Below are 23,077 nucleotides of genomic sequence, written 5' to 3'. Positions count from 1 at the left end.
TTAGATTTAGATAAGTTTTATCTCTTCGACATGGAGCAGCGGGTCGGCCTTGATGATGATCTTGGCGTGGAAGACGCGCTCGATCGATTCTATCGCCTGGCGGTCCTCGTTGAAGAGGCGCGAGGTGACCTCGGGGTTCACGAGGAGTTCGACCTGTTTCTTCTTCGTCTCCTTAAGATATTTTTTGACTTTCCTTAATGCCTGGATGGATACCGTTGATACGGATTTGATGAGGCCCCTGCCCTGGCAATACGGGCATTCGCGGAATGACATGCTCTCGACGCTGCGGCGCATCCTCTGGCGCGTCATCTCGACGAGGCAGATCTCTGAGAGCGGTGAGACGTCGGTCTTCGCCTTGTCACGCTTCAACGAGTCAGTGAGCGCCTCGAAGACCTTGCGCCTCTTGCCGGCCTGCATCATGTCGATGAAATCGATCACGATAATGCCGCCGAGGTCGCGTAGGCGAATCTGGCGCGCGACTTCGCGGGCGGCTTCCATATTCACGGCGAAGGCCGTCTCCTCGAGGCTCTTCTTCTCGGTGAACTTCCCGCTGTTGACGTCTATCGCGACGAGCCCTTCGGTCGGCTCGATGACGATATAACCGCCGCATCTCAGCGGGACTTTGCGCTCGAATAATTTCTCGACGTCCTTCTCTATGCCCTTCCTGTCGTAAAGCGGGATGTCGCCTTCATAAAGTTCGACTTTAGGCCTGAGGTGAGGGGCGACCGCGCTAAGGAAATGCTGTATCTTCCTGTATTCGTCGCGGTTGTCTATTATAAGTTTCTCGACGTCCTCGGTAAGGTAATCCCGCGCGACCCTGAGCACCAGGTCATATTCCTCATGCAGCTGGGCCGGCGCCTGTTTCTTCGCCGCGCCGAATTTTATCTTCCTCCAGATGCCCAAGAGATATTTGAGGTCCCTGCCGAGTTCCCGCTTGGATTGCCCGATGCCCGCGGTCCTGATTATGACGCCCATCTCCTTCGGGACTTCAAGCCCCCTCAATATATCCTTAAGCCGCGCGCGTTCCTTATCGTCCGATATGCGGCGCGAGATCCCGAGGTGCCTGTCGTACGGCAATAAAACTATATAGCGGCCGGGTAATGAGATATGGGTAGTGAGGCGCGCGCCCTTCGTGCCGAACGGCTCCTTAGTCACCTGGACGAGGACTTCCTGTCCTTTTTTTACCAGCTGGTCTATCGACTGGTGCGGCTGTATGCCCCTGGGAGGCCTTACCACTTCCTCTTCCTTGTCGATCGATTCGAAATCCATTCCTATACCGACGATATCCGCGAGATATAGATAACCGTTCTTCTCCAACCCGAGTCCGACGAACGCGGCCTTGACCGCCGGCACGACAGAGTTCACCCTGCCCTTGATGACATTGCCGACGAGCCTCTTCTCGCCCAGCCTCTCGACCGAAAACTCCTCGAGGACCTTGTTCTCGAGCACCGCGAGCCTTGTCTCCTGCGGCTCGATGTTGATTAAAATTTCTTTTCCCATTAATTTATTTCCTCTATATTTTTAATGACTATCCCTCCAGGCAATTGCGCCTGCAATCTGTTACCGAAATCCTCTTTCGATATCATATCCTTGAGATGGAATACCGCTTCCTCGGCCTCGCTCTCCACGCCGAGCTTCAACGCGCGTTTAAAACTTATCTTTGGCCTCGGGCTGAACCCCTGCGAGATCATGAGGGATATGCCGGCGCGGCGGGCCGCCCGCTGGAAAAGCCGGGCGAGATCGAGATGCGAGATGAACTTCATCTGCTCTTTCTTGGCGAATACGACCCGGTAATTATTCAACCTGGCCCTTTATGGTCTTGATGTCTTTCTTCAGGTCGGCGATCTCCTTGCGCAGCTTCGCGAGTTCGTCGAGTATCGCCATCTGCTCCCTGTGCAGGACGCTGGTGGTATCCCTGATGAGTATGTCCGTGCCTCTGGCCCCTTCGTTCCCGGCCGGCGACATCTGTGTGGCGTCCTGGAAAGCGGCGTCAAAATCGGAGCTCTTGTTATCCTGCGCCGCCAACGGGAGAATGATCACCGACATAAGAATTAACGCGAAAAAAACCCTTTTCACTGCTTCCTCCTTGTAGCGCATTATTTGCTTAAATAACCCCTGTTAGACTTGCTGAATCCTTCCGCGGCCACCGGCGCGGCCGGTTTCTCTTTCTTCTTGTCTTCCTTCTTCTTCTCCTTCTTCTCCGGCTCGGCTGCGGGGGTGACATTGGCCTGCCCGGCCTCCAAGGCCTGCTTGACCATCGCCATCTCCTGGTCGGTGAACTCTCCCGGCCTTACAACCCTTGCCGTTATGAATATAAGGAGGTCTATTTTATCGGTATTGTTGGTCGCCCGCGAAAAGAGGTTGCCGATTACCGGGATATCTCCCAATATCGGTATCCCTATCCTGCTCTTTGACTTTACGTTCCTGAGAAGGCCGCCGATTACTATCGTTTCGCCGTCCGCCATCAAGATCTGGGTCTCCGTCTCTCTCGTGTCTATGACCGGGTAATCATTCAACCCGACGGTGAGCGCCGTCCTCTCGGAAATGACCGGATGGACTATCATGTTGATGAATTTTTCGTCACCGCTTACCTGGGGGACTACATAAAGCTGGACGCCTATATCCTGGTAATAAGCCAGGTTCTCTGTCGCGGTACCTGAAGTGCCCGAAACACTGCTCTCGACTATGGGATACTTCGTGCCTATAAGGATGATCGCTTCCTGGCCGGAAAGCGTCAGTATCTTAGGCGCGGACAGCGTATTGGTCCTCACGTCTTCCTCAAGCGCGTGGACCATAGCTTCCATCTGCGTCCCGAAGAGTTTCTGGTAGAGCAGCTGGAGCCCCGCGTTATAAGGGTTGAGGTTCGTGGCAAGCGGGTTGAAATTCGAAGGCTGGTAACCGAGAGGGTCGGTAGGCTCCGATTGCGAATAATTGCTTCCCGATATCGTGCCTGTCGTCTTAGAAGCGCTGCCGAACTTCACTTTGACCCCGCCGTTAAGGGCCCCTGCCGTAGTCAAAGCCTGGTGGTTCTGCAGCCTTGACCCGGTGCTCCACTCCATCCCTATATCCCTCAGGACGTTCTTGCTGACCTCCATTATCCTCGCCTCTATAAGGATCTGGACGGGCTTGACATCCATCTCTTTTAATATCTTAGACATCCTGTCAAGATAGGTCAACGTATCGGTCACCACCAGCGAGCGCGACCTGGAGTTTTCCCTTTCCCTTCTCTCTTTGCCTTCATCCGTCGACTGGCCGCCGGCTTGCGGCACGCCGATCTTCCACCCTTTCTGCCCGGTCACCTCAAGGACCGATATCTTGCCCTGCGGCGACAACTGCGGCTCGAGCATCTTCTTGGCGTCCTGCGCGTCGAGATACTGTAAATTGAAGACCTTGCTGGTGACGCCCTCTATCTCGGTCAATTCCTTCTTCTTCTCCCTGCGTTCCTTCAGGGCGTCAACGGTCGAGACCGTGATGATGTTGCCTTCGCGTTCATACGCGAAACCGTATGTGTTGAGGATAACGTCCAGCGCCTGTTCCCACGGCACATCCACAAGCCGTATAGTGATGGTCCCCGCGACCTCCTTGCCCGTAACGATATTTACGCCGCTCTTGTAAGCCAGCACCCGGAGGACATTCTGTATATCGGCATCCTTAAAATCAAGGGTCACGGTGCTCTTCTCCTCCGCGGTCTCCTGCTGCAAAACGGCGACAGGCTGCGCGGCGACAGGCTGCTCTACCGCGGCCGGCGGCGGAACGGCTTCCGCGGTCGGCGCGGCCGGCGGCTCCTGCCCGCACGCGGACCCGTAAAAAAACGCGCTCAAAAACACGACGCCTACGACTGAGATCTTTTCGCGCTTGGACATGTTATTCCTCCTCGCCTCTCAAATTTATGACTGATTCTTCGCCGCCTCTTTCGAGGATCACCCGCGTCTTCTCTATATTTTTGACCTTATAATCTCCCAGGATATCCCCGGCCCTGACGACCGAACCGCCTACGATAGCGTATGAATCCCCGTTCCTGGACCAGACTATCCCCTCAAGGGTCAGTTCGACATTGGCCGTGACCGCCCTCATTTCGGGAAGTATGTTGCCGTCCCTGTCGACAAGGGGCCTGAACGGGTCGCGTTTATTTTTGGGGTCGTACTTGAAATTTTCGTTCCCCGGGGCATACGGCGCGAACGCGATAAGGATCAAAAGCCCTATGAATGCCGCGTTCCTCATTTCGATTGGGTCTCCTCGCGCAGGACATAAGCGACTATCAGTAGCCTGGCGTTATGGTTCTGCATATCCTCGGGGTTCGCCTTGACCTCTATATCCCCTATCGACATGATATTTACGGCAGTCTCGACGCCGTTTATGAACTGGCCTATGGCGTGATAGCCTCCTTTTACCTCTACCTGTATAGGGATCTCCATATATATAGAGGCGGGTTTTTTCGCCTCGGGTTTTGCCCCGGGTTTCGCCTGCGGAGCCTTGGTTTTTGCCGGCTCGGCTTTCTCCGTGCGGAGAGGCTCGACCTTTATTATCTTGACCTTATTTTCGTAAGCGACCTCCGCGATCTTCTGCAGGATACCCGGCATTTCGCTGTAACGGGGCATGGCGTTCTCATAAACCTTGAGTTTTTCCTGCGCCGCCGTCAACCGGGCCTGCAGCTGGGATTTGCTCGCTATGAGCGCCTCATCTTTTTTCAGGGTCTCTGTTTCCTTGATGATATCTTTCCTCAACCCGCTTAACTTGCGGAAAGAGGGGATCATCAGGAACTGGATCAGGCTGAACACAACTATAAAACCCGCTATCCCTATAAGCGCTATCTTCTCAAGGTCGGCCTTTGGGATGCGCGGTATGTTAAAAGGCGCGGGCATATATTTATAACCCCTTCCCCTTCTTAAAATGGCACATGACGATAAAATCCATTATCTCGGTATTTTGTATCTTTTTACGCTCCTCCTTCGCGATCTCGATATTGTCGAAATCCGACGAGAAGGACGCGTTCTCTTTCAGTGAATTGACGAATTTGCCTATCGTGTACTCGTCGGTGCCCCCGGAGATGACGCTTGAACCCTCTATCACCAGCACCTCCCTCAGGATGCCGGGCTCTGCGGGCGATTCGCCCTTCTTGATATCGATGCTCCTCAACCAGACGCCCGATGTCATCGAATCGGAAATATCATTAAGCATCTTCGCCAGCCCGAACCTCGAGCCGGACAGCTTATCGACAATTGCGACCTTTGAGGATATCTCCCTCAGGGTATTGTCGATGTTGATAGCCTCTTTATTCGACGCGGCGATAGAGGCGGCCTTCTTTTTGAGGGAATCGCGGGAAACGGCCTTTACCTGGATAAAGACCCATAACAGGACCTGCACGGCAAACAGGAAGATGACGATGCCGGCGGCGACCGGTATGACGGGCAGCGAAGGCAGCTTCATCGGCTCCCTCTTCCTGCCTTTCAGATGCGGCGGCAAAAGATTTATTTCTATCATCGTCTACCTTCTTATCGCGAGCCCGACGCAGACGGCCAGTTGGCCGGAGGCATCCTTAAGGGCCTGCGTATCTATTTTAGGGGAGACCGCCAGGTTTTTTACCGGGTCCCAGGCCGAGACCTCAAACCCGAAAGCCTGGGAGAAACGCTGCAGCAGCGCCGTCTCTTTCGCGCCGCCGCCGCTCACGTATATCCCGTCTATCCCTTTGCCGAACTGGTTCTCATAATAGTCGAACGAGAGCCTGACCTGGTTCTCGAGCGTATCCGCGCTTTTCACGTCCACCGGGATATCGCGGGTAAAATTGAGCGTCTCGTTCTTGAGTATGCAGACGTTGGTCATGCTCGCGCCGATATTCAGGAGGGCGACCGTCTTATCCTTGCCCAACCCGGGATTATTGAACATGAAAGCGTTCGTCACGGCGATAGCGTCGCAATCTATGGCCTCGGCCGTCAACTCCGCCCCGCTGACATAACCCAGGTACTCGTCGACGAGGTCTTTCTTCGAAGCCACGATGAGGACCTTCATCTTGTTGCCTTCGGCGTTCTGGTCGATCACCTGCGCGTCTATATAGACCTCACTTATGTTGAACGGGATATGCTTTTCGGCCTCGAACTGCAAGGCGGACTTCAATTCACCCTCGCTCATCTTCGGGAAGAGCACCTGGCGCACGACTACTCCCTGCCCTGAAACGGCGATCGTCACCCCCTGGACCTTAGTCTCCGAAGGAGCGACGGCGCGCTTTATCGTTTCGACTACATTCTCTTTCGAGCGGTCCCCGTCGATAGACTGGACGGCGAAAAAATCAAGCTGGAACCCGCCTGTTTTTTGCCGCGAGAGGGCCAATACCTTTACGGAAGAAGTGCCTATATCTATGCCGACCTTGACCTTTGTCCTGTTAAAATTCAAGAACGGGAATTTAATCTCTTTCATATCCTACTCTATCGGGGGATCGGACTCGCCCGCCTGACCCCCGCTCTTTGCTCTTATTATGCCCGTGCTGTCCGTGAAAAAATACCTGTTCCCCGTCCTCCCGGGAGTTGTCGGTTCCGCGTTCAGCTCGAAATTTTCCGCGTCGATGAAAGTATAATTGAACCTGTAACCCTGTTTCTGCTTGGTCACGCCCAGGACCGAATCCAGGTAAGGCGGATCGGAATCCGGCGCGGCCAGGTTATCCAGGGCAGCCGGAAAAGTATGGGGGTTGGAATTCGCGTAATAGCTGTTGCAGGCCGATCCGATCGTCCGGCACGATACTATAGCCGATGCCTCGTTCGCGTTTATGCGGGATGTGAGAAAGACAGGAATGGCGATGGCCGCCAAAGTGGCTATAATGGCGATAACTATCATTACTTCAACGAGAGTAAAGCCGCGATATGATAGTTTTTCTTCTTTCATTGAGTTTTAGTTTATATTTTTTGAGCAAAAAAGTCAAGAAAAATTGCCAATTTTTACGAGAATCCCCTCTTGAGAGCCCCGCTGCGGCGGGACGTTGCAAAAGTCTTGATATTGACCCGGCATTATAGTAAACTTCTAATTGGAGGGATGGTAAGATGTTGTTTCGTTCCGCGAAATCCGGTTTTACACTGATGGAAGTCATGTTTTCGGCCGCGATAATGCTAGTCGCGATAGGCGGGCTTTTGGGGGCATATGTCCTCTGTTTTAACCTGAGCGAGACGGCAAGGAACATGACTTTAGCGACGAACGCGATCCAGCAGAAACTTGAAGAGATACGTTACCAGAAGCTAAACATAGTCAATCATTACGACTATAACACGTTCGATATACAGGGTTTCGCCGCCCAGAATGCCAAAGGCGTGGTCTACGTCGACGCCATTCCCAATACCACGGATCTCAAAAGAGTGATCATCTCCGTCTCCTGGCGGCAAAAAGGCGGAAGGATAATCGGGGCGGATAACGGCAGCGGCGGCGGGATAGCGCTTAACGGCATACGCGACGGCACGGAGCAGGCGGACGCGAACGGTTATTTGAGATCGCCTGCTATTATCTCAGAGGTGGTAACGGACAGATGAACGCAGGGCCTCGTAAAGGATTAAGCCTGGTCGAATTGATGGTGACCATAGGCATAGTGGTCATTATCGGCGGGATCCTTGCGCGTTTCCTTGTTATAGGAGGCGCGGCCTGGCATTCGGGAGACGCGGAGATACAGGCCACCCAGGAAGCGAGGAAAGGCATCATGTACATGACAAGGGAATTGCGGCAGGCCAATTTGGCCTCCCTGGCTAATATGGCGGGCGCGAAATACGCGGAAAATACAGGTGTTAACTATAATTCTATCGTCTTACGGGTCGTGACCGTCGTTGCCGGCAATAATAATTACGGCGCCTACGGTTCCGTGATAACTAATGCAGGCACGCCAAACTTGTCCGCTCCTATCTCTTATTACGTAAATAATAACCAGCTGATAAGGCTCCAGAACAATACCGCCAAAGTGCTTGCGAACAATGTGACCGGCCTCACGTTCCGCCTGCAGAATGATTCTTATACACTGAACGACGGCCAGGAATACTCGCTCGCGACGCTCTTGATAACGTTGCAGACGACGAAGACCACTGCGGAGAGAAGGCAGATCCCGATGACTTTAACCAGCGCCGTCTTATTGAGGGACTAAAAATGGGACACAAAAAAGGGTTTATACTGATCGTGGCTTATTCGGTAGTCGCTGTGATCCTTATCCTCATCGCGGCCTATGTGGCCCGCAGCGTGGCGGAGATGAGGACAGCGCAAAGAGAAAAGGATTCTTTGGCGGCGTTCGCCGCGGCTGAGACGGGGATCGATTACGGCTTTGCTTGGCTGAAAGCCCAACCTGCCCCGCCTGCCGGCACGGCTCCCATCGTTAACCCCACGATAACGGGCGTGCCGAAACCTGTCCTGACTACCGGGGCATACTCCGTAACGGTCGTCCCGAACGCCAGCAATCCCACGAACTGGCCGAAGAAATACGAGATAGTATCGGTAGGGACATCCGGGGACTCCACCCGCACGGTATATTACGAAGTCCAGCGCGATACTTTCGCCAAGAATATCTGGTTTACAAATACCGAGAGTTACGGCCCGCTTGATGTATGGTTCGTAACGGTCGACTCGCTGGACGGTCCCGTACACACTAACGACAGCTTCAATATTTCGGGCGACCCCCAATTCCCCGACCTTATAGACCTCCATCCGACCGAACAACACGGCCCGAGTATAAATTACATGCATCCCGGCGATGATAACCCGTATTTTGCCCAGCCGGTTGATTTCAACGCCGATATTATAGAAATGCCTGACCATGATGATACGGCGCCCCTTCGCAGCGCAGCCGCATCCGGCGGCCGTGTCTTTACGGGGAACACTACGATAACTTTGAACGCCAACGGCACGATGAACGTGACGAACGCGACCGGCGGTTACAATAATACCAATATGGCCGTACCGGCAAACGGGGCTATATACGTAGAGAACAAGCTGGATAGGTGGGGCCATATCAGCGAATACGGATATGCCAAGGTATCCGGGACATTGAACGGCCGTCTCTCCATAGGAACAAACGATGACATCATTATCACGGGAAACGTACAATATAACAGCAATCCGCAGACGAACCCGAACTCGACCGACACGCTGGGGCTCATAGCCGAAGGCGATGTCGTGATCAAGCAAAGCGCGTGCCCGACAAACGGGAACCTTACTATCCAGGCGGCCGTAATGGCCATGGCCGACTCCTTCTACCTGGAAGATTGGACCTCGAGCATGAAAAACACCTTGAACATATACGGCGGAATAACCCAGAACCAGCGAGGGCCCGTAGGAAGTTTCAATATAAATACAAGCACCAAAAGCAGCGGTTTTTCGAAAAATTACGTCTACGACAGGCGGCTGCGCGACGCGCCGCCCCCTTATTTCCCGGATACTAAAAAGTACATAGGGATAGCGTGGAGGGAACGATGAAGATATCAAAAACACAAATAGCCATAATATTATCCTTATGCATCCTGGTAATAATTATCATCCTCTCGCTCGGCAGGCCTCAGCCAAAGCCGGCCGTGACTGCGGCTCCTGAAGCCAAACCGGAAGAGCAGGTCCTCCTTCAGGCGGGAAAATACGAACTGCCGCCGGCACAGGAGAACGCCGGATATCCGGTTTCGCAGTCCGTAAACACTCCGTCCGCGAAACCGGCGGCATCGACACCGTCGACATCCGCTGCACCCGGGGCTTTAGCCGAAAATACGCAAAATCCCGATAACGGTTTGAGAGGCGGGGCGGGAAATGCGCCGAAGGTCTATGAACCATCCCCTGACCTGCCGAAGAAACCGTCTAAGATGCCTCCGCCGGAAGTATTGCAGAAGATGCAAAGGCAAGGTATAGTCGCATACTGAGAAGTGCGGGGTCCTTATTCGACGGGGATGCCTGACGCGTCGTTTACCCTTATCACGCCTGACTCATCCACAAAAAAAGTCCTGACGCCTGATATATTCACGGTTACGGGCGTCGCCGCGCAGGTAAACTGGTTCGGGCCAACCAGGGTGTAATTGAAATTATATCCCTGCTTCGTCCCGCTTCCCAAGGTAGTATCTATATACGGGGGAGTTTCGGTGCTCAAGGTCGCGAGGTCCGGAGGATACGTTGGCGGGTTCTGCATGCTCCGGTAACTCTCGCATCCGGTGCTTATCGTCCTCATCGAGCCTATAGCCGACGATTCATTCGCGATGACCCGCGCCCTCAAGAAACCGGGTATCGCGATGACCGCCAGCGTGACCAGTATGGCCACGACTATCATTATCTCGACAAGCGTAAACCCTTTTCTGAGATCCAAATTTTTCTCCATGCTGTTTAACAAAAAGGCGAGGATTTTACTCCTCGCCTTTTCGCATACTTTACGCCCTGAGCATTATTCGATCGGGTTGCCCGCGGCGTTCGTCAATCTTATTACGCCCGACTCGTCAACAAAGAATGTCCTCGTACCGGTAACGTTCGCCGTTACAGGCGCGCCCGTGCAGGTATACTGGTTCACGTTTACTAATGCATAGGTAAACGTATATCCCTGCTTTGTACCACCGGCCAATGTAGTGTCGATGTACGGGGGAACAGCAGCGCCTAAAGCTGCCAGGTTAGCCGGATAAGACACCGGGCTCTGGGCGGCTCTGAAACTTTCACATGCCGTACTTATCGTACGGAGTGAGCTTATAGCTGCTGCTTCGTTGGCGTTGAGTCTAGCACGTAGTAAGTTGGGTATCGCTATGGCTGCTAAAAGAGCTATAATGGCAACTACGATCATGATCTCAACGAGCGTAAAACCTTTTCTTCCTACTAGCGTTCTCATTTTATTTCCCCTCCTTTCTTCCTAGATTGGGACATGCGTCACTTTCTAACTAAAGTATAACACAAAAGAAATCTCTGTCAAGCGTTCTATTTGCCGACGACCTGGATAAGCTTCACTATCGGAAGGAACATCGACACGACGATGCCGCCTACCACGATCCCGAGGAAAGCGATTATCAGCGGCTCTATCAGGCTCGTCAAACCGGATACTGCGGCGTCGACTTCGCTCTCGTAGAAGTCGGCGACCTTCCCGAGCATCTCCTCGAGTTTGCCGGTCTGTTCTCCGACCGAGATCATCCTCGTTACCATAGGCGGGAAAACTTTGCTTGCCGTGAGCGGCTGCGCTATAGACTCGCCTTCCTTGATGCTCATCTTGGTCTTCAGGACCGCCGCTTCTATTACCCTGTTACCCGAGGTCTTCCCTACTATTTCAAGCGCCGTCAATATCGAGACGCCGCTCTTCTGTAACGTCGAAAGCGTGCGCGCGAACCTCGCGATGGCCACCTTTCTTAATAACGGCCCGATGACCGGTATCTTCAATAAGAAGGTATCGAATGCGAGCCTTCCTTTATCGGTCTTGACCACCTGCGAAAGCGATATGGAACCTATCACCAATCCTATGATAACGAAAAGCAGGTAGCCCCTCACGATATGGGAGATCTTTATCAGTATAAGCGTAGGCAGAGGCAGCGTTACGCCGATTGTGGCGAATATGCTCTCGAACGTCGGGACTACTTTGACTATCAGGAAAGTCGTGATAAGGATCGCCATTGTCACTACAACCGCCGGATATATGAGACTTGATTTTACTTTCCTTATCAGGGCGATCGTCTTTTCCATATAGATGGCGACCCTGTCGAGTATCTCATCCAGGTTTCCGCTCGACTCGCCTGCCCTGACCATGTTTATGAAAAAAGGAGAAAATACATTCGGCTGTTTGCTCAGGGCCTCGGAGAGGCTTAACCCGCCCTCGACATTATCGCGGACCTTCTTTACGACGTTCTTGAAACCCTTGCTCTCCATCTGCTCCTGGAGCGCGTCAAGGGCTCCGACGAGCGGGATGCCCGCGGCGACCATGGTAGCGAGCTGCCTGGAGAAGACGACCAGATCGTCGAGCTTTATCTTCGCGCCGCCGAAGGCCCGGCCCCTAGCCGCTTCCTTCGCCTCGCCCAGCGAGATTATCACATATTCTTTCTGCCTGAGCGTATCTACCAGGGCGATGCTGCTGGGCGCTTCCATGGAACCGGATACGGTCCTGCCGTCCTTATCCTTAGCGACATATTTAAATTGTGGCACTTATTCCTCCGACGTTACCCTCAAGACTTCCTCAACCGTGGTATTCCCCAAAGCCAGGTTTTCGAGCGCCGCCGCGCGCAGGGTGAGCATCCCCTTTTCCTTCATAGCATATTCTTTTATCTTATCGCTCTGCACCCTGTCAAGTATCATCTCTTTTATCTTGTCGTCTACAGTTAGGTTCTCGAGGATGGCGAACCTGCCGTAATAGCCGGTATTGTTGCACTTGGCGCACCCTTTCCCCTTATAAAAAATCGCCTTGGACCCGTCAGGGCCCTTGGACCCGCCAGGGGCCTTGGCCCCTTCCTTAAACCCTAGTTTGTCCAGCATCTCCTTCGGGATATCGATCTTCTCCTTGCAATTCGCGCATACCCTCTTCATCAGCCTCTGCGCGCATATGAATACCACGCTGGAGGCGACCAAAAACGGCTCGACGCCCATATCTATAAGCCTCGTTATGGCGCTCGGCGCGTCGTTAGTGTGCAGTGTCGAAAGGAGCAGTTGTCCGGTAAGCGACGCCTTGATGGCGATATCCGCGGTCTCGAAATCGCGGATCTCCCCGACCATCACGATATCCGGCGCCTGGCGCAGGAAAGCGCGCAGGCCGCCCGCGAAGGTAAGGCCTATCTCCGGCTTGACCTGCACCTGGGTTATCCCCATGAGCTCATATTCGATCGGGTCTTCTATAGTGACGATATTCTTTTCCGGCGTATTCAATATATTAAGGATGGAATAAAGGGTCGTGGACTTGCCGCTCCCTGTCGGGCCGGTCACCAGGAACATCCCGTAAGGCCTGGAGATGGCTTCCCTCAATTCCTCCAGGGTCTTGGGAAGGAAGCCCAGCTTTTCAGGGGAAACTTTTATGCTCGATTTATCAAGGACCCTCAGGACGACCTTCTCGCCGTGGACCAGCGGCAGGGTAGAGACGCGGAAATCTATCTCCCTCTCCTCCATCCTCACCTTGAACCTGCCGTCCTGCGGGAGGCGCCATTCGGTGATATCCATATCCGACATTATCTTGATCCTGGTAAGCACCGCGTTCTGGTTCGATTTCGGCAGGTGCGAGAATTCCGTGAGGGCGCCGTCGATACGGTAGCGCAGGCGCATGTCGGTCTCCATCGGCTCGACATGTATGTCAGAGGCGCGGCGCTTGAGCGCCTCGCTTATAATGACGTCGACCATCTTGAGTATCGGCGCCTTCTGGCTCTCTATGGCGAGGGTAGAGACATCGAACCGCTCCGCGTCTTCGGACGAAAGGAGCTGCAATTCTTCGCCTTTGGCATCTTTTACCAGCTTATCTATAGAGAACACCTCTTCCCCGTAATAGCTTGCGATCGCCGCGATTATATCCTTGTCGGTCGCTATAACAGGGTCTATCTCGTATTTGGTGAGGATCTTCAGGTCGTCGAGGGCGAATATATCGAGCGGATCGGACATGGCTACCGTCATGCGGTTGCCGATCTTCGAGACGGGGATAAGGTGGTAAAGCCGCGCGATCTTCTCCGGCACGAGCGAGATGATCTCCTTGTCTATTTTGTATTTCGCCAGGTTTATCGGGGTAATATTAAGTTCCTGGCTGAATATCGCGAGGAGGTCATTCTCGTTGGCGAGGCCCTTCTGCACAAGGATCTTGCTCAGGCTGCCGCCATGCGCCTTCTGGGCTTTTATCGCCTCGTCCAGTTTTTCTTTCGAAATGGAGCCCTTCTTCACGAGGACTTCGGCTAATTTATCCCTTATGCTCTGGGCCATGGCTTAATCCTGCTCTCCGAGGGTCACGCGCACTACTTCCTCGAGGGTCGTGGTGCCGTCAAATACCTTCCTTAACCCGCTCTCCCTTAAAGTTACGAGCCCGGCGCGGCGCGCCGCTTCGTATACGGTGCTCTCGTGCGCCCTCTTGGCGATCAATTCCCTCAACTCCGCGTTTATGGCTACCGCTTCTATAAGGCCTACCCTTCCCCTGAACCCGGTCTTGAAACAATGATCGCAACCCTTGCCCTTGTAGAACTTCACATTCTCCGGCGCCTTTATCTTAAGTTTTTCGAGTAATGTCTTGTGGATTTCCTGGACTTCCTTACAGCGCGGGCAGACCTTCCTGACAAGCCGTTGGGCCGCGACAAGGACCACCGACGAACTGATGAGGAACGGCTCAACGCCCATGTTCATCAGCCTCATGATGACTCCGGTCGCCGTGTTGGTATGCAGCGTGCTCAGGACGAGGTGTCCGGTCAGCGCGGCCTTTATCGCGATGTCGACGGTCTCGAGGTCCCTTATCTCGCCGACCATTATGACGTTCGGGTCCTGGCGCAATATCGAACGGAGAGTGGCCGCGTATGTCAACCCGATATTCGGGTTTATATTGACCTGGTTTATCCCGGGGAGCAGGTATTCGACCGGGTCTTCTACGGTGACAAAATTCTTTTCCGGGGCGTCTATATGCTTGATGACCGAGTAGAGCGTAGTCGTCTTGCCGGAACCCGCCGGGCCGCAGACGAGTATCATCCCGTGGGGCCTCCTCGAGGCCTTCTTGAGCTCGTCGAGGGGTTCCTTCTCGAAACCCAGCTTATCCACATCGAGCATGGCCTGGGATTTATCGAGGATCCTGAGCGCCACTTTTTCGCCGAACGCGGTCGGGACTGTCGAGACCCTGAAGTCGACCTCCCTCTCCTGCACCTTTATCTTGAACCTGCCGTCCTGTGGCAGGCGCCGCTCGGCGATATTGAGGTTCGACATGACTTTTATCCTGGATATTATGCCCGATTGTATCGACCTTGGAAGCGACTGCGCTTCCCTGAATATCCCGTCGATCTTATACCTGACGCGCAGGTGGTCTTCCATCGGTTCTATCAGGATATCGCTCGCCCGCGCTTTTGTCGCGTCCAGGACAATGGCGTTCGTAAGTTTTACCACAGGCGTATCGGCGACCGCGCCCATCACCTCGACAGACTCATCCTCTATTCTCCTGGAAGAGATGAGCTCTATATTCGTCTCCTTTACCAGCGCTTCGATGGTGGATGTCGCCGCGCTGCCGTAATGCTGCTCTATCGCGGCCTTCACATCGTCCTGTGTGGTTATGATGGGCGTGATATCCATACCCGTGACATTCCTTATGTCGTCGAGCGCGAAGACATTAAGCGGGTCCGCCATCGCGACGGTCAGGACATTGCCCATCTTCGATATAGGCATGATCTGGTAATTGGCGGCGATCTTTTTCGGGATGAACTTCGTTATTTCAGGGTCGATCTTGAATTTGGAAAGGGATATCGGCGGGATGCCGAGTTCCTGGCTTAGTATCGCTAAAAGGTCCCTCTGGGTTATGGCCCCCAAAGAGACAAGGATGTCTCCCAGCGAACCGCCCTTCTCTTTCTGGGCTTGAAGGGCCTGGTTTAATTTCTCTTCGGTTATAGCCCCCTTTTTTATCAGTAACTCGCTTAGCCGTTCCTTGATCCCAGATGGCATCGGCTGTCAGGGTCTCCTATTTTTTGTAGAATTTGTCTATCGCCTGCTTTATGTCGGTCGCCGTAGAAACGAATATCTGTATCGAGCAGCCGGTCACCATCTCTATGTCCTCTACGGCCTGGATGTTAAGGGGATCGGCCATCGCGATGGTCACGGTATTGCCGATCTTATCTATCGGGATAAGGCAATACTGGCGGGCGACGTTCTCCGGCACCATCTTTATCGCCGACTCGTCCATCTCGTAATTAGCCAGCGGAAGGTACGGGAACCCGTACTGGACCGTGATGGCTTGGGCTATTTGCTCTTCAGTTACATATCCCAGCCCGGCCAGGATCTGGCCCAAAAGCCCGCCCTTCTCCTTCTGGATCTTCAAGGCCTCGTCGAGATGCGCCTGTTTTATCACGCCTTTTTCCAGGAGGAGCTGTCCTATTGTTTTAGTTATTACGCGCTTTACCGACGCCATATGCCCCTATTTCCTGAATAACCTGTCAAGATCGTCCGGATCAGTGCTTCGGAGTATCGCGTCTTCGTAGCTTATCAATTTCTTGTTATAAAGTTCGAAGAGCGTCTGGTTCATCGTCCTCATGCCCTCTTTCTGGCTCGTCTGTATCACGGAATACAATTGGTGCGTTTTAGCCTCGCGTATAAGGCTCCTCACCGCGGGTGTGGCGATCAATACCTCGGTCGCCAGGACCCTGCCGCGGCCGCCGGCCTTCGGTATGAGCTGCTGGGCGAGGACGCCGAGCAGTACAAATGAGAGCTGTATCTTGACCTGCTGCTGCTGATGAGAGGGGAAGACGTCTATGACCCTGTTTATCGTCTGGACCGCGTCCGAAGTGTGGAGCGTGGAAAGGACGAGATGGCCCGTCTCGGCGATATCCAGCGCGGCCTCGATCGTCTCGAGGTCGCGCATCTCGCCGATGAGGATGACGTTCGGGTCCTGCCTCAGGACATGCTTCAGCGATTGCGCGAACGATTGCGTGTCCGGCCCGACTTCGCGCTGGTCGACCAGCGCTTTTTTGTTCTTATGGACATACTCGATCGGGTCCTCCACTATCACGATATGGCAATTCCTCTCCGAATTTATCTTGTCGACCATCGAGGCGAGGGTCGTGGACTTGCCGCTTCCGGTGGCGCCTGTGACGAGGACGAGCCCCTTGGGCCTTTTGCAGAGGTCCTCGACGACATTGAGCGGGAGGCCGCACTCCTCGAAACTCATTATGTGGAGTGGAAGGAGCCTTACCGCAGCGCCGACATATCCCCTTTGGAGGAAGACATTGACCCTGAAGCGCCCAAGCCCCTCTATGCCGAACGAGATATCAAGTTCAAGCTCACGTTCGAACTTCTCTATGTGCTGCGGCTTGAGCATGCTGTAAGCCAGCCTCTTGGTGTCCTCGGCCGCGAGAGTGCCGAATTCGGTCGGCACCAACTGCTCGTCTATCCTAAGCTGGGGCGGGGAAAACACGGAGATATGCAGGTCGGACGCCCCCTTCTGGACCATCAATTTAAGCAGTGTCTCTATCTGGACATTTACCATGGGACCTCCTTAGGATTAAGAGACGATCGTATTCTTTCCTTTTGATTTGGCTTCGTTCAATGCTAAAGTCGCTTTTTTTATCAGGTCTTCGGCGCTCACGCCGTCTATGGGGTTCTCGCTCACGCCGCCGCTCACCGTCACGAAGTTGCGCGGATAACCTTTGCCGCCGGCGATGCCGAAGGCTTCGACGCGCTGCTTGAGGACTTCCGCCGCAGTATTCGCCTGTTTCTTGTTCTTCTCCGGCAGTATCACCGCGAACGTATCGCCGCTCAACCTGCCTACCCTGTCGACCTCGGTGATGTTCGATTCTATTATCTTGCCGATCTTCTTTATGGTATCCTCGGCCGCCAGTTCCCCGTTTATGTCCCTGTATAAATTAAGGTCGTCGATATTGAAAATAAGGAACGAACACGGCCTCTGGTATAATGCCGCGCGCTTGATCTCTTCCTCGAGGCGGGAGATGATGAACTTCTCGTTATAGAGGCCGGTGAGCTCATCCTTGATGGCCAGTTCCTTCGCCTTGGCGGTCAGTATCTCGTTCTCCACGGCTATAGCCATCTGTTTCCCGAAAAGTTTTATAAGCTCGGTATCCTCTTCCCTGAACTCATAATCCGCAACCGTATTGCATAACCCTACGATCCCGAAGCCGTGTCCGTGCGCGACGATGGGACACAGGAGGCAATTCTTGACACTGAAGACCTTAAGAAATTCCTCGATGTCAGGCGTCATCCGCGAACGCCGGTCTATGGTGGACATCTTGTTCTCGGCGACGAGCTTCCCGAGGAGGCCGGTGCCTATCTTGACCCTGAGCGAATTCAAGCTCCCGCTCAGGTTCTCGTTTTCCTTCATTATGAGGGTGTTCTTCTCCTCGGTAAGCATCAGGAACGCTGATGAATCTTCCTCGGCCTGGCTTATCTTTTCAATGGCTATCTTGAGGATCTCATCAAGCGAAGCGCCCTGCGAGATCAGGTTGCTGACCTGCAGGAGGCCCGACATGATCAGGACCTTCTTGTTTATCTCAACGTTTATCTCTTTTGTCCTCTCCCCGTAGGAGCGGAGTTCGTCCATATTCTCGCGTATACGGCGGGTGAGCGTGTTAAGGGTAATGCCGAGTTCCCCCACCTCGTCCTCGCTCTTGACTTCTATGCTCCTTGAGTAATCGCCGTTAGCGATGCCCCTGGCTTTGATGGCCATATCGATTATCGGCGAGGCGATGTCCCAGATGATCTTGAAACCTAGCAAGGCGATAAGGATAGTTAAGCCTATGACGAGCGAGACGTTTTTCGTCGTAAAATCCAGGTCTATATTGGGCTGGAGGAACGGGAAATAAATAAAATTGTACGCGAGATAGACACAGATGGCAAGCGGGATGAAGGACATCAACACGAAAACTACGGTCAACTTGTAACGGAGGCCGGCGGGTATAAGCGACAGTTTTTTGATAATTCCTGCCATCTTTATCATCTCCCTTCGTAATTTATTATAAAAAGTATACCTGTTCCTAAATTAGGTGTCAAACATAATTATCGCAGCGCGATGAATCCCCAGGGAAGTTCTTCGTCTAACCCCCGCTCTCTCAATGAATAACGATCCGGGTCTATGCCGGCCTCCCTGAAAACCGGCAGCCACTTTTCGAGATCGAAATTTTCCTTCCAGCTGTCGAACCTGCACCCGCTTTTCCAGGCAAGATAAAGCGCCCCGGAGAGATCCCTGTCTCCGCGCGCGAAGACCGACTCCAGGTAGCTCATCTTCGGGTCATGAAAAACAAATTTCACCCTTGTGCGCCTCGCCTTCTCCCTGATATACCTCTGCCTCCTGTATACCTCATCAACCGGCAACATCGCCTCACGCTCGAATCTCGTATGCGGCTTCGGGATGAATACCGATACCGCGGCGTTAATATCCGCGGCCCTCCCGTCAACCTTCTTTTTGGTCTCGGAGACCTCCCTGGCCAGGTCGACGATAGCGTCGAGGTCGCTGTCTTCCTCTCTGGGCAGGCCGATCATGAAATAGAGCTTTATCCTGCGCCAATTATTCTTGAAGGCCTGGTAGGCGCATTCCTTAAGCGCCTCAGGCGGTATATTCTTATTGATCACTTTGCGCATCTTGTCGCTGCCGACCTCGGGCGCGAAGGTAAGCCCGGTTCGCCTTCCCGACGCGAGCTCGAGCGGGAGGCGGCTCGTCATTTCCTCGACCCTGATGGACGGGAACGAGATGCTCACCGCCCTCTCTTTAAAGGCCTTCGTAAGGGATGCCACTATTTCCATTATCTGCGGATGGTCCCCGGACGAGAGAGAGACGAGAGATATCTCGTCATAACCCGTATTTTTATAGATATTCTCGGCCAGCGAGAGTATCTTTTCCGGGGAACGGAAACGGTTAGGCCCGTAGATCGCGCACGCCTGGCAGAAATTGCACGACCTCCTGCAGCCGCGCATTATCTCTATCTGTATCCTGTCATGGACGATATCTATGAAAGGGACTACCGGCTTTTCCGGGAAAGGCGCGGAATCGAGATCGGCGACGAATCTTTTTTTCACCTCACCCGGGATTGACGGGACATAGACGCCCTCGAGCGCGGCAAGCCTCTCCAGCAACCGGCGCCTGCCCTGCCCGGTTTTTTTATTTTCTATCACGGCGTCGACCACCTCAGGGAGGGCCTCTTCGGCCTCGCCGATGATGAAACAATCGAAGAAATCCGCGAGCGGTTCGGGATTGAACGCGCACGGCCCGCCGCCCACTACGAGAGGAGCGGAGTTGTCGCGGTCTTTCGAAAAAATCGGTATGCCGGAGAGGTCGAGCATGTTGAGTATATTCGTATAACTCAACTCGTACTGGAGGGAGAAGCCGACTATGTCGAATTTGCCGAGCGGGCGTCTCGTCTCGAGCGAGAAGAGCGGTATCCCCTTCTCTCTCATGACCTTTTCCATATCGTGCCAGGGAGCGAATGAGCGTTCGCACGCGACATCGCCCCTGTCGTTCAGGATGGAGTAGAGTATCTTCAACCCCAGATGGCTCATCCCGACCTCGTAGAGGTCGGGAAAGCATAAGGCGACCCTGCAATCTATCCCTTTATCCCCTTTTACGACGCTGTTCCATTCGCCGCCCGTGTACCGGGCGGGTTTTCTCACGCCGAGGAGCATCTCGTCGGTCAGCATCAGAACACCTTGCGTTTGTTTTTTATATTCTCGAGAATGCCGACGCAGGCGAGGGACATAATGAGGAAGGAACCGCCGTATGATACGAAAGGAAGCGGCAGGCCGACGACAGGCATTATGCCGCAGACCATGCCGATATTAACTATCACATGCACCGCGAACATCGTGGTGATCCCGTAGGCGAGGGCTTTGCCGTATGTGTCGCTTGTCGTTTCGGCTATCCTTATCCCCTTGCCGACGAACCTGTAAAAAAGGAACAAGAGCAGGGCGCCCCCGATGAACCCCCACTCCTCACCCACTACCGAGAAGATGAAATCCGTGTGGCGTTCAGGCAGGAAATTCAGCTGGTTCTGCGTCCCGGAAAGCCACCCCTTCCCGAAGATCCCTCCCGAGCCTATCGCTATCTTGGATTGTATGATCGTGTATCCGGCGCCGAGAGGATCGAGATTCGGGTTCAGGAAGACTAAAAGCCGCGCCCTCTGGTAATCCTTCAGGATGAACCATAAAAACGGCGCGCACGCCAGGCCCGCGCCGATCATAAAAAGAAGGTATTTCGGCCGCGCCCCGGCGATAAGCAGCATGGTGAGCAGGATCGGGATGAATATCAAAGCCGTGCCGAGGTCAGGCTCCTTGAATATGAGGAGTATCGGGACCACCGCCATAGCGAAAGGAATGATGAGCGCTTTCAGTTCTGCTATCCCTTCCTTTATGTCCCCGAGATACTTCGCCAGCGCGAATATGAAAGTCACCTTCGCGAACTCCGACGGCTGGAATGCGAATGAGCCGAACTCTATCCACCGCCTCGCCCCGTAGCGGACATCGCCGATGCCCGGGACGAGGACAAGGACCAGGAACAGTATGTTAAGGCCGAATATATAATAACTGAAATCTATTATCCTCTGGTAACCTATCCTGAATATCGCCGCGGCGATGACGAGGCCGAGCGCCGCGGAATTGACCTGCCTCATCGCGAGGTTCGCGTTCGAAGAGACGAGTTTCTGGTACGAGGCGCTGTAGATGACGAAGAGCCCCATGAGCAGGATGACCGCTGTTATGAGCACGAGCCCGTAATCGAATTCGCCTTTTAACTTATAGCCGTTCTTCATTTGAATATTTCCGTGTTATCCTTCGCGAAATCAAGTATCTTCTTCGCTATGTCGGCTGCGGTCACGCCTCCGTGGCCGCCGTGTTCGACCATCACCACAAAAGCTATTTTCGGATCGCCGGCGGGCGCGAAACCCAAGAACCACGCGTGCGGTTCGCCGTTAGGCGTCTGCGCGGTGCCTGTCTTCGCCGCTACCTTTATCCCCTCTATCCTCGCCCTCTGTCCTGTCCCGGTATCCGAGGCGACGACGTTCACCATCGCGGACTTTATGGTCCCGATCGCGGCCTTTGAGACCGGTATCGTCTTCGGCTTCGGTACCTGGACATCGGCATTGCCGATCTTCTTTATAAGATGCGGTCTCGGGGCGTTGCCCTCGGTCGCGAACACGGAAACGACCTCGACCATCTGCAGCGGCGTCACCAGGAGGTCCCCCTGGCCTATGGCATAATTGATCGTCTCGCCCTCATACCAGTTCTGTCCCCTCCTCGCCTTTTTCCAGGCTGGGCTCGGCACAAGTCCGGCGCTCTCGCCTGCAATATCTATTCCCGTAGGTTTCCCGAGGCCGAACTTCTGGGAGTATTCGGAGATCACATTCGGCCCCAGCTTGTGCCCTAAATTGTAGAAATAAACGTTGCATGAATGCGTTATCGCGTCGCGCAGGTCCTGCGGTCCGTGCCCTCCTTCCTTCCAGCAGTCGAATTCGGCCCTCCCGAGGAAAAACTTCCCGCTGCAGGTAAAAGTCGAGTGTTCGGTTATCGTTTTCGTCTCGAGTCCGGCATCAGACATTATTATCTTGAAGATAGAACCCGCGGGATACTGGCCGTTTATCGCCCGGTTGAGCATCGGATGCGAGCCCGACCTCATGTAATTGACCGCCTGTTCGCCCTTGCCGCGCTCGACGAATATATTCGAGTCGAATGACGGGGATGAAACCATGGCTAAAATCTCCCCATTGCGCGGGTCCATTATGACGACCGACCCTTTGACCCCTTCGAGACAGTCGGCCGCGTAGGCCTGCAGTTTCGCGTCGACGGTCAGGGTGATATCCGTGCCCTTCTTCTGGTTCTTGCTCCCGAGGATCTTAACCAGCCTGCCGGTGGCGTCCACCTCCAGCTGCGTGCCTCCGTCCTCGCCTTTCAGGTATTTGTCATAGGCCCGCTCGATGCCGTCGCGGCCGACAAGGTCGCTTATTGAATATCCGTAATCGCCGAGCCTCTCAAGCTCTTTCTTGTTTATGAGGCTTAAGTAACCGATCATGTGCGACGTCCTCTCCCCGTAAATATACCAGCGAAGGGTCCTCGGCAGGACCAGCACGCCGGGAAGCTCCTGTTTCTTCTCCTCGAGGCGGAAAGCGAGGTCCTTATCGACGTCGCCGGCGATGGTTATCGGCGCGAACGGCGCGGTATAATCCTTTTTCACGATCGATTCGATGCGGGACCTCGAAATGCCCAGGGCCAGGGAGAGACGGCCGTATGTCGTATCGACATTCTCCACCTCCTGCGGGATGATGACCACGTCGAAAGAAAGGCGGTTATCGACTATGGCGAGGCCGTTCCTGTCGTAGATAGTTCCGCGCAGGCCGGGCATCGGTATCAGCCTTATGTGGTTCTTCCTGGAGAGGTCATGGTAGAGCGGCCATCTCAATATCTGGAGATAGGCCAACCCCGCCAGTATGACCAGGAACAAGACATCTACTATTATCGAATAGATCCTGCCGCGCATATTTAT

The 23,077-nt window shown here is 54.0% G+C and carries 24 protein-coding genes; 4 read left to right on the top strand and 20 right to left on the bottom strand.

Annotated features, from left to right (window positions below):
* Positions 1-6: 6 nt before the first annotated feature.
* From WC317_02105 to WC317_02065, 9 genes are read right to left on the bottom strand one after another with little or no spacing between them, the layout of a single operon-like run.
* Positions 7-1,500, bottom strand: a complete 1,494-nt coding sequence (locus tag WC317_02105; GenBank protein MFA5338924.1) for an Rne/Rng family ribonuclease — start codon at positions 1,498-1,500, stop codon at positions 7-9.
* Positions 1,500-1,802, bottom strand: a complete 303-nt coding sequence (locus tag WC317_02100; protein ID MFA5338923.1) for a TIGR03936 family radical SAM-associated protein — start codon at positions 1,800-1,802, stop codon at positions 1,500-1,502. Before WC317_02100 ends, WC317_02105 begins: the two co-directional genes overlap by 1 nt.
* Complete coding sequence (locus tag WC317_02095; GenBank protein MFA5338922.1) at positions 1,795-2,076, bottom strand: hypothetical protein; 282 nt, start codon at positions 2,074-2,076, stop codon at positions 1,795-1,797. Before WC317_02095 ends, WC317_02100 begins: the two co-directional genes overlap by 8 nt.
* Before the next feature lie 20 nt (positions 2,077-2,096).
* Positions 2,097-3,863, bottom strand: coding sequence for a secretin and TonB N-terminal domain-containing protein (locus WC317_02090; GenBank protein ID MFA5338921.1), 1,767 nt, complete (start codon positions 3,861-3,863; stop codon positions 2,097-2,099).
* 1 nt (position 3,864) lies between these two features.
* A complete protein-coding gene (locus WC317_02085; protein ID MFA5338920.1) occupies positions 3,865-4,221 on the bottom strand; it encodes a hypothetical protein in 357 nt (118 codons plus the stop codon).
* Positions 4,218-4,862: a type 4a pilus biogenesis protein PilO gene (gene pilO, locus WC317_02080; protein ID MFA5338919.1), complete on the bottom strand. Its 645-nt coding sequence runs from the start codon at positions 4,860-4,862 to the stop codon at positions 4,218-4,220. Before pilO ends, WC317_02085 begins: the two co-directional genes overlap by 4 nt.
* Before the next feature lie 4 nt (positions 4,863-4,866).
* Complete coding sequence (locus WC317_02075) at positions 4,867-5,481, bottom strand: hypothetical protein (GenBank protein MFA5338918.1); 615 nt, start codon at positions 5,479-5,481, stop codon at positions 4,867-4,869.
* 3 nt (positions 5,482-5,484) lie between these two features.
* On the bottom strand, positions 5,485-6,411 hold the full coding sequence (gene pilM / locus WC317_02070) for a pilus assembly protein PilM (protein MFA5338917.1): 927 nt from the start codon (positions 6,409-6,411) through the stop codon (positions 5,485-5,487).
* Positions 6,412-6,414: 3 nt separating this feature from the next.
* Positions 6,415-6,873, bottom strand: coding sequence for a prepilin-type N-terminal cleavage/methylation domain-containing protein (locus WC317_02065; protein ID MFA5338916.1), 459 nt, complete (start codon positions 6,871-6,873; stop codon positions 6,415-6,417).
* 155 nt (positions 6,874-7,028) lie between these two features.
* On the opposite strand from WC317_02065, the gene WC317_02060 reads away from it, so the two are divergent.
* From WC317_02060 to WC317_02045, 4 genes are read left to right on the top strand one after another with little or no spacing between them, the layout of a single operon-like run.
* Entirely contained in the window at positions 7,029-7,508 is a 480-nt protein-coding gene (locus tag WC317_02060) for a prepilin-type N-terminal cleavage/methylation domain-containing protein (GenBank protein ID MFA5338915.1), read from the top strand.
* Positions 7,505-8,107: a hypothetical protein gene (locus WC317_02055; GenBank protein MFA5338914.1), complete on the top strand. Its 603-nt coding sequence runs from the start codon at positions 7,505-7,507 to the stop codon at positions 8,105-8,107. The genes WC317_02060 and WC317_02055 overlap by 4 nt, the downstream gene beginning before the upstream one ends.
* A gap of 2 nt (positions 8,108-8,109) precedes the next feature.
* Positions 8,110-9,429: a hypothetical protein gene (locus tag WC317_02050; protein ID MFA5338913.1), complete on the top strand. Its 1,320-nt coding sequence runs from the start codon at positions 8,110-8,112 to the stop codon at positions 9,427-9,429.
* Positions 9,426-9,857, top strand: a complete 432-nt coding sequence (locus WC317_02045) for a hypothetical protein (GenBank protein MFA5338912.1) — start codon at positions 9,426-9,428, stop codon at positions 9,855-9,857. The genes WC317_02050 and WC317_02045 overlap by 4 nt, the downstream gene beginning before the upstream one ends.
* Before the next feature lie 14 nt (positions 9,858-9,871).
* Here the strand turns inward: WC317_02045 and WC317_02040 are convergent, their stop codons facing one another.
* The 11 genes from WC317_02040 to mrdA form a co-directional block, all read right to left on the bottom strand.
* Complete coding sequence (locus tag WC317_02040; GenBank protein MFA5338911.1) at positions 9,872-10,294, bottom strand: type II secretion system protein; 423 nt, start codon at positions 10,292-10,294, stop codon at positions 9,872-9,874.
* 75 nt (positions 10,295-10,369) lie between these two features.
* Complete coding sequence (locus WC317_02035) at positions 10,370-10,801, bottom strand: prepilin-type N-terminal cleavage/methylation domain-containing protein (protein ID MFA5338910.1); 432 nt, start codon at positions 10,799-10,801, stop codon at positions 10,370-10,372.
* Positions 10,802-10,887: 86 nt separating this feature from the next.
* The gene (locus tag WC317_02030; protein MFA5338909.1) at positions 10,888-12,096 is read right to left on the bottom strand and encodes a type II secretion system F family protein; all 1,209 of its coding nucleotides are present in this window, start codon (positions 12,094-12,096) and stop codon (positions 10,888-10,890) included.
* Positions 12,097-13,842 (bottom strand): GspE/PulE family protein, encoded by a 1,746-nt coding sequence (locus tag WC317_02025; GenBank protein MFA5338908.1) that lies wholly within the window; start codon positions 13,840-13,842, stop codon positions 12,097-12,099. It abuts the gene before it with no gap.
* A gap of 3 nt (positions 13,843-13,845) precedes the next feature.
* Positions 13,846-15,549 (bottom strand): ATPase, T2SS/T4P/T4SS family, encoded by a 1,704-nt coding sequence (locus WC317_02020; GenBank protein ID MFA5338907.1) that lies wholly within the window; start codon positions 15,547-15,549, stop codon positions 13,846-13,848.
* Between the two features lie 16 nt (positions 15,550-15,565).
* On the bottom strand, positions 15,566-16,012 hold the full coding sequence (locus tag WC317_02015) for a hypothetical protein (protein MFA5338906.1): 447 nt from the start codon (positions 16,010-16,012) through the stop codon (positions 15,566-15,568).
* Between the two features lie 6 nt (positions 16,013-16,018).
* Complete coding sequence (locus WC317_02010; protein MFA5338905.1) at positions 16,019-17,086, bottom strand: type IV pilus twitching motility protein PilT; 1,068 nt, start codon at positions 17,084-17,086, stop codon at positions 16,019-16,021.
* Positions 17,087-17,101: 15 nt separating this feature from the next.
* Positions 17,102-18,541: a diguanylate cyclase gene (locus tag WC317_02005; GenBank protein MFA5338904.1), complete on the bottom strand. Its 1,440-nt coding sequence runs from the start codon at positions 18,539-18,541 to the stop codon at positions 17,102-17,104.
* 68 nt (positions 18,542-18,609) lie between these two features.
* Positions 18,610-20,244, bottom strand: coding sequence for a radical SAM protein (locus tag WC317_02000; protein MFA5338903.1), 1,635 nt, complete (start codon positions 20,242-20,244; stop codon positions 18,610-18,612).
* Entirely contained in the window at positions 20,244-21,350 is a 1,107-nt protein-coding gene (gene rodA, locus WC317_01995; GenBank protein MFA5338902.1) for a rod shape-determining protein RodA, read from the bottom strand. Before rodA ends, WC317_02000 begins: the two co-directional genes overlap by 1 nt.
* The gene (gene mrdA, locus WC317_01990; GenBank protein MFA5338901.1) at positions 21,347-23,071 is read right to left on the bottom strand and encodes a penicillin-binding protein 2; all 1,725 of its coding nucleotides are present in this window, start codon (positions 23,069-23,071) and stop codon (positions 21,347-21,349) included. Before mrdA ends, rodA begins: the two co-directional genes overlap by 4 nt.
* Positions 23,072-23,077 lie beyond the last annotated feature (6 nt).

Source organism: Candidatus Omnitrophota bacterium, assembly GCA_041653595.1.
In the GTDB taxonomy this organism is placed as follows: domain Bacteria; phylum Omnitrophota; class Gorgyraeia; order Pluralincolimonadales; family Pluralincolimonadaceae; genus Pluralincolimonas.
Note: the sequence above shows the minus strand (reverse complement) of the source record. Positions and strands in the feature narration are given on the sequence as shown.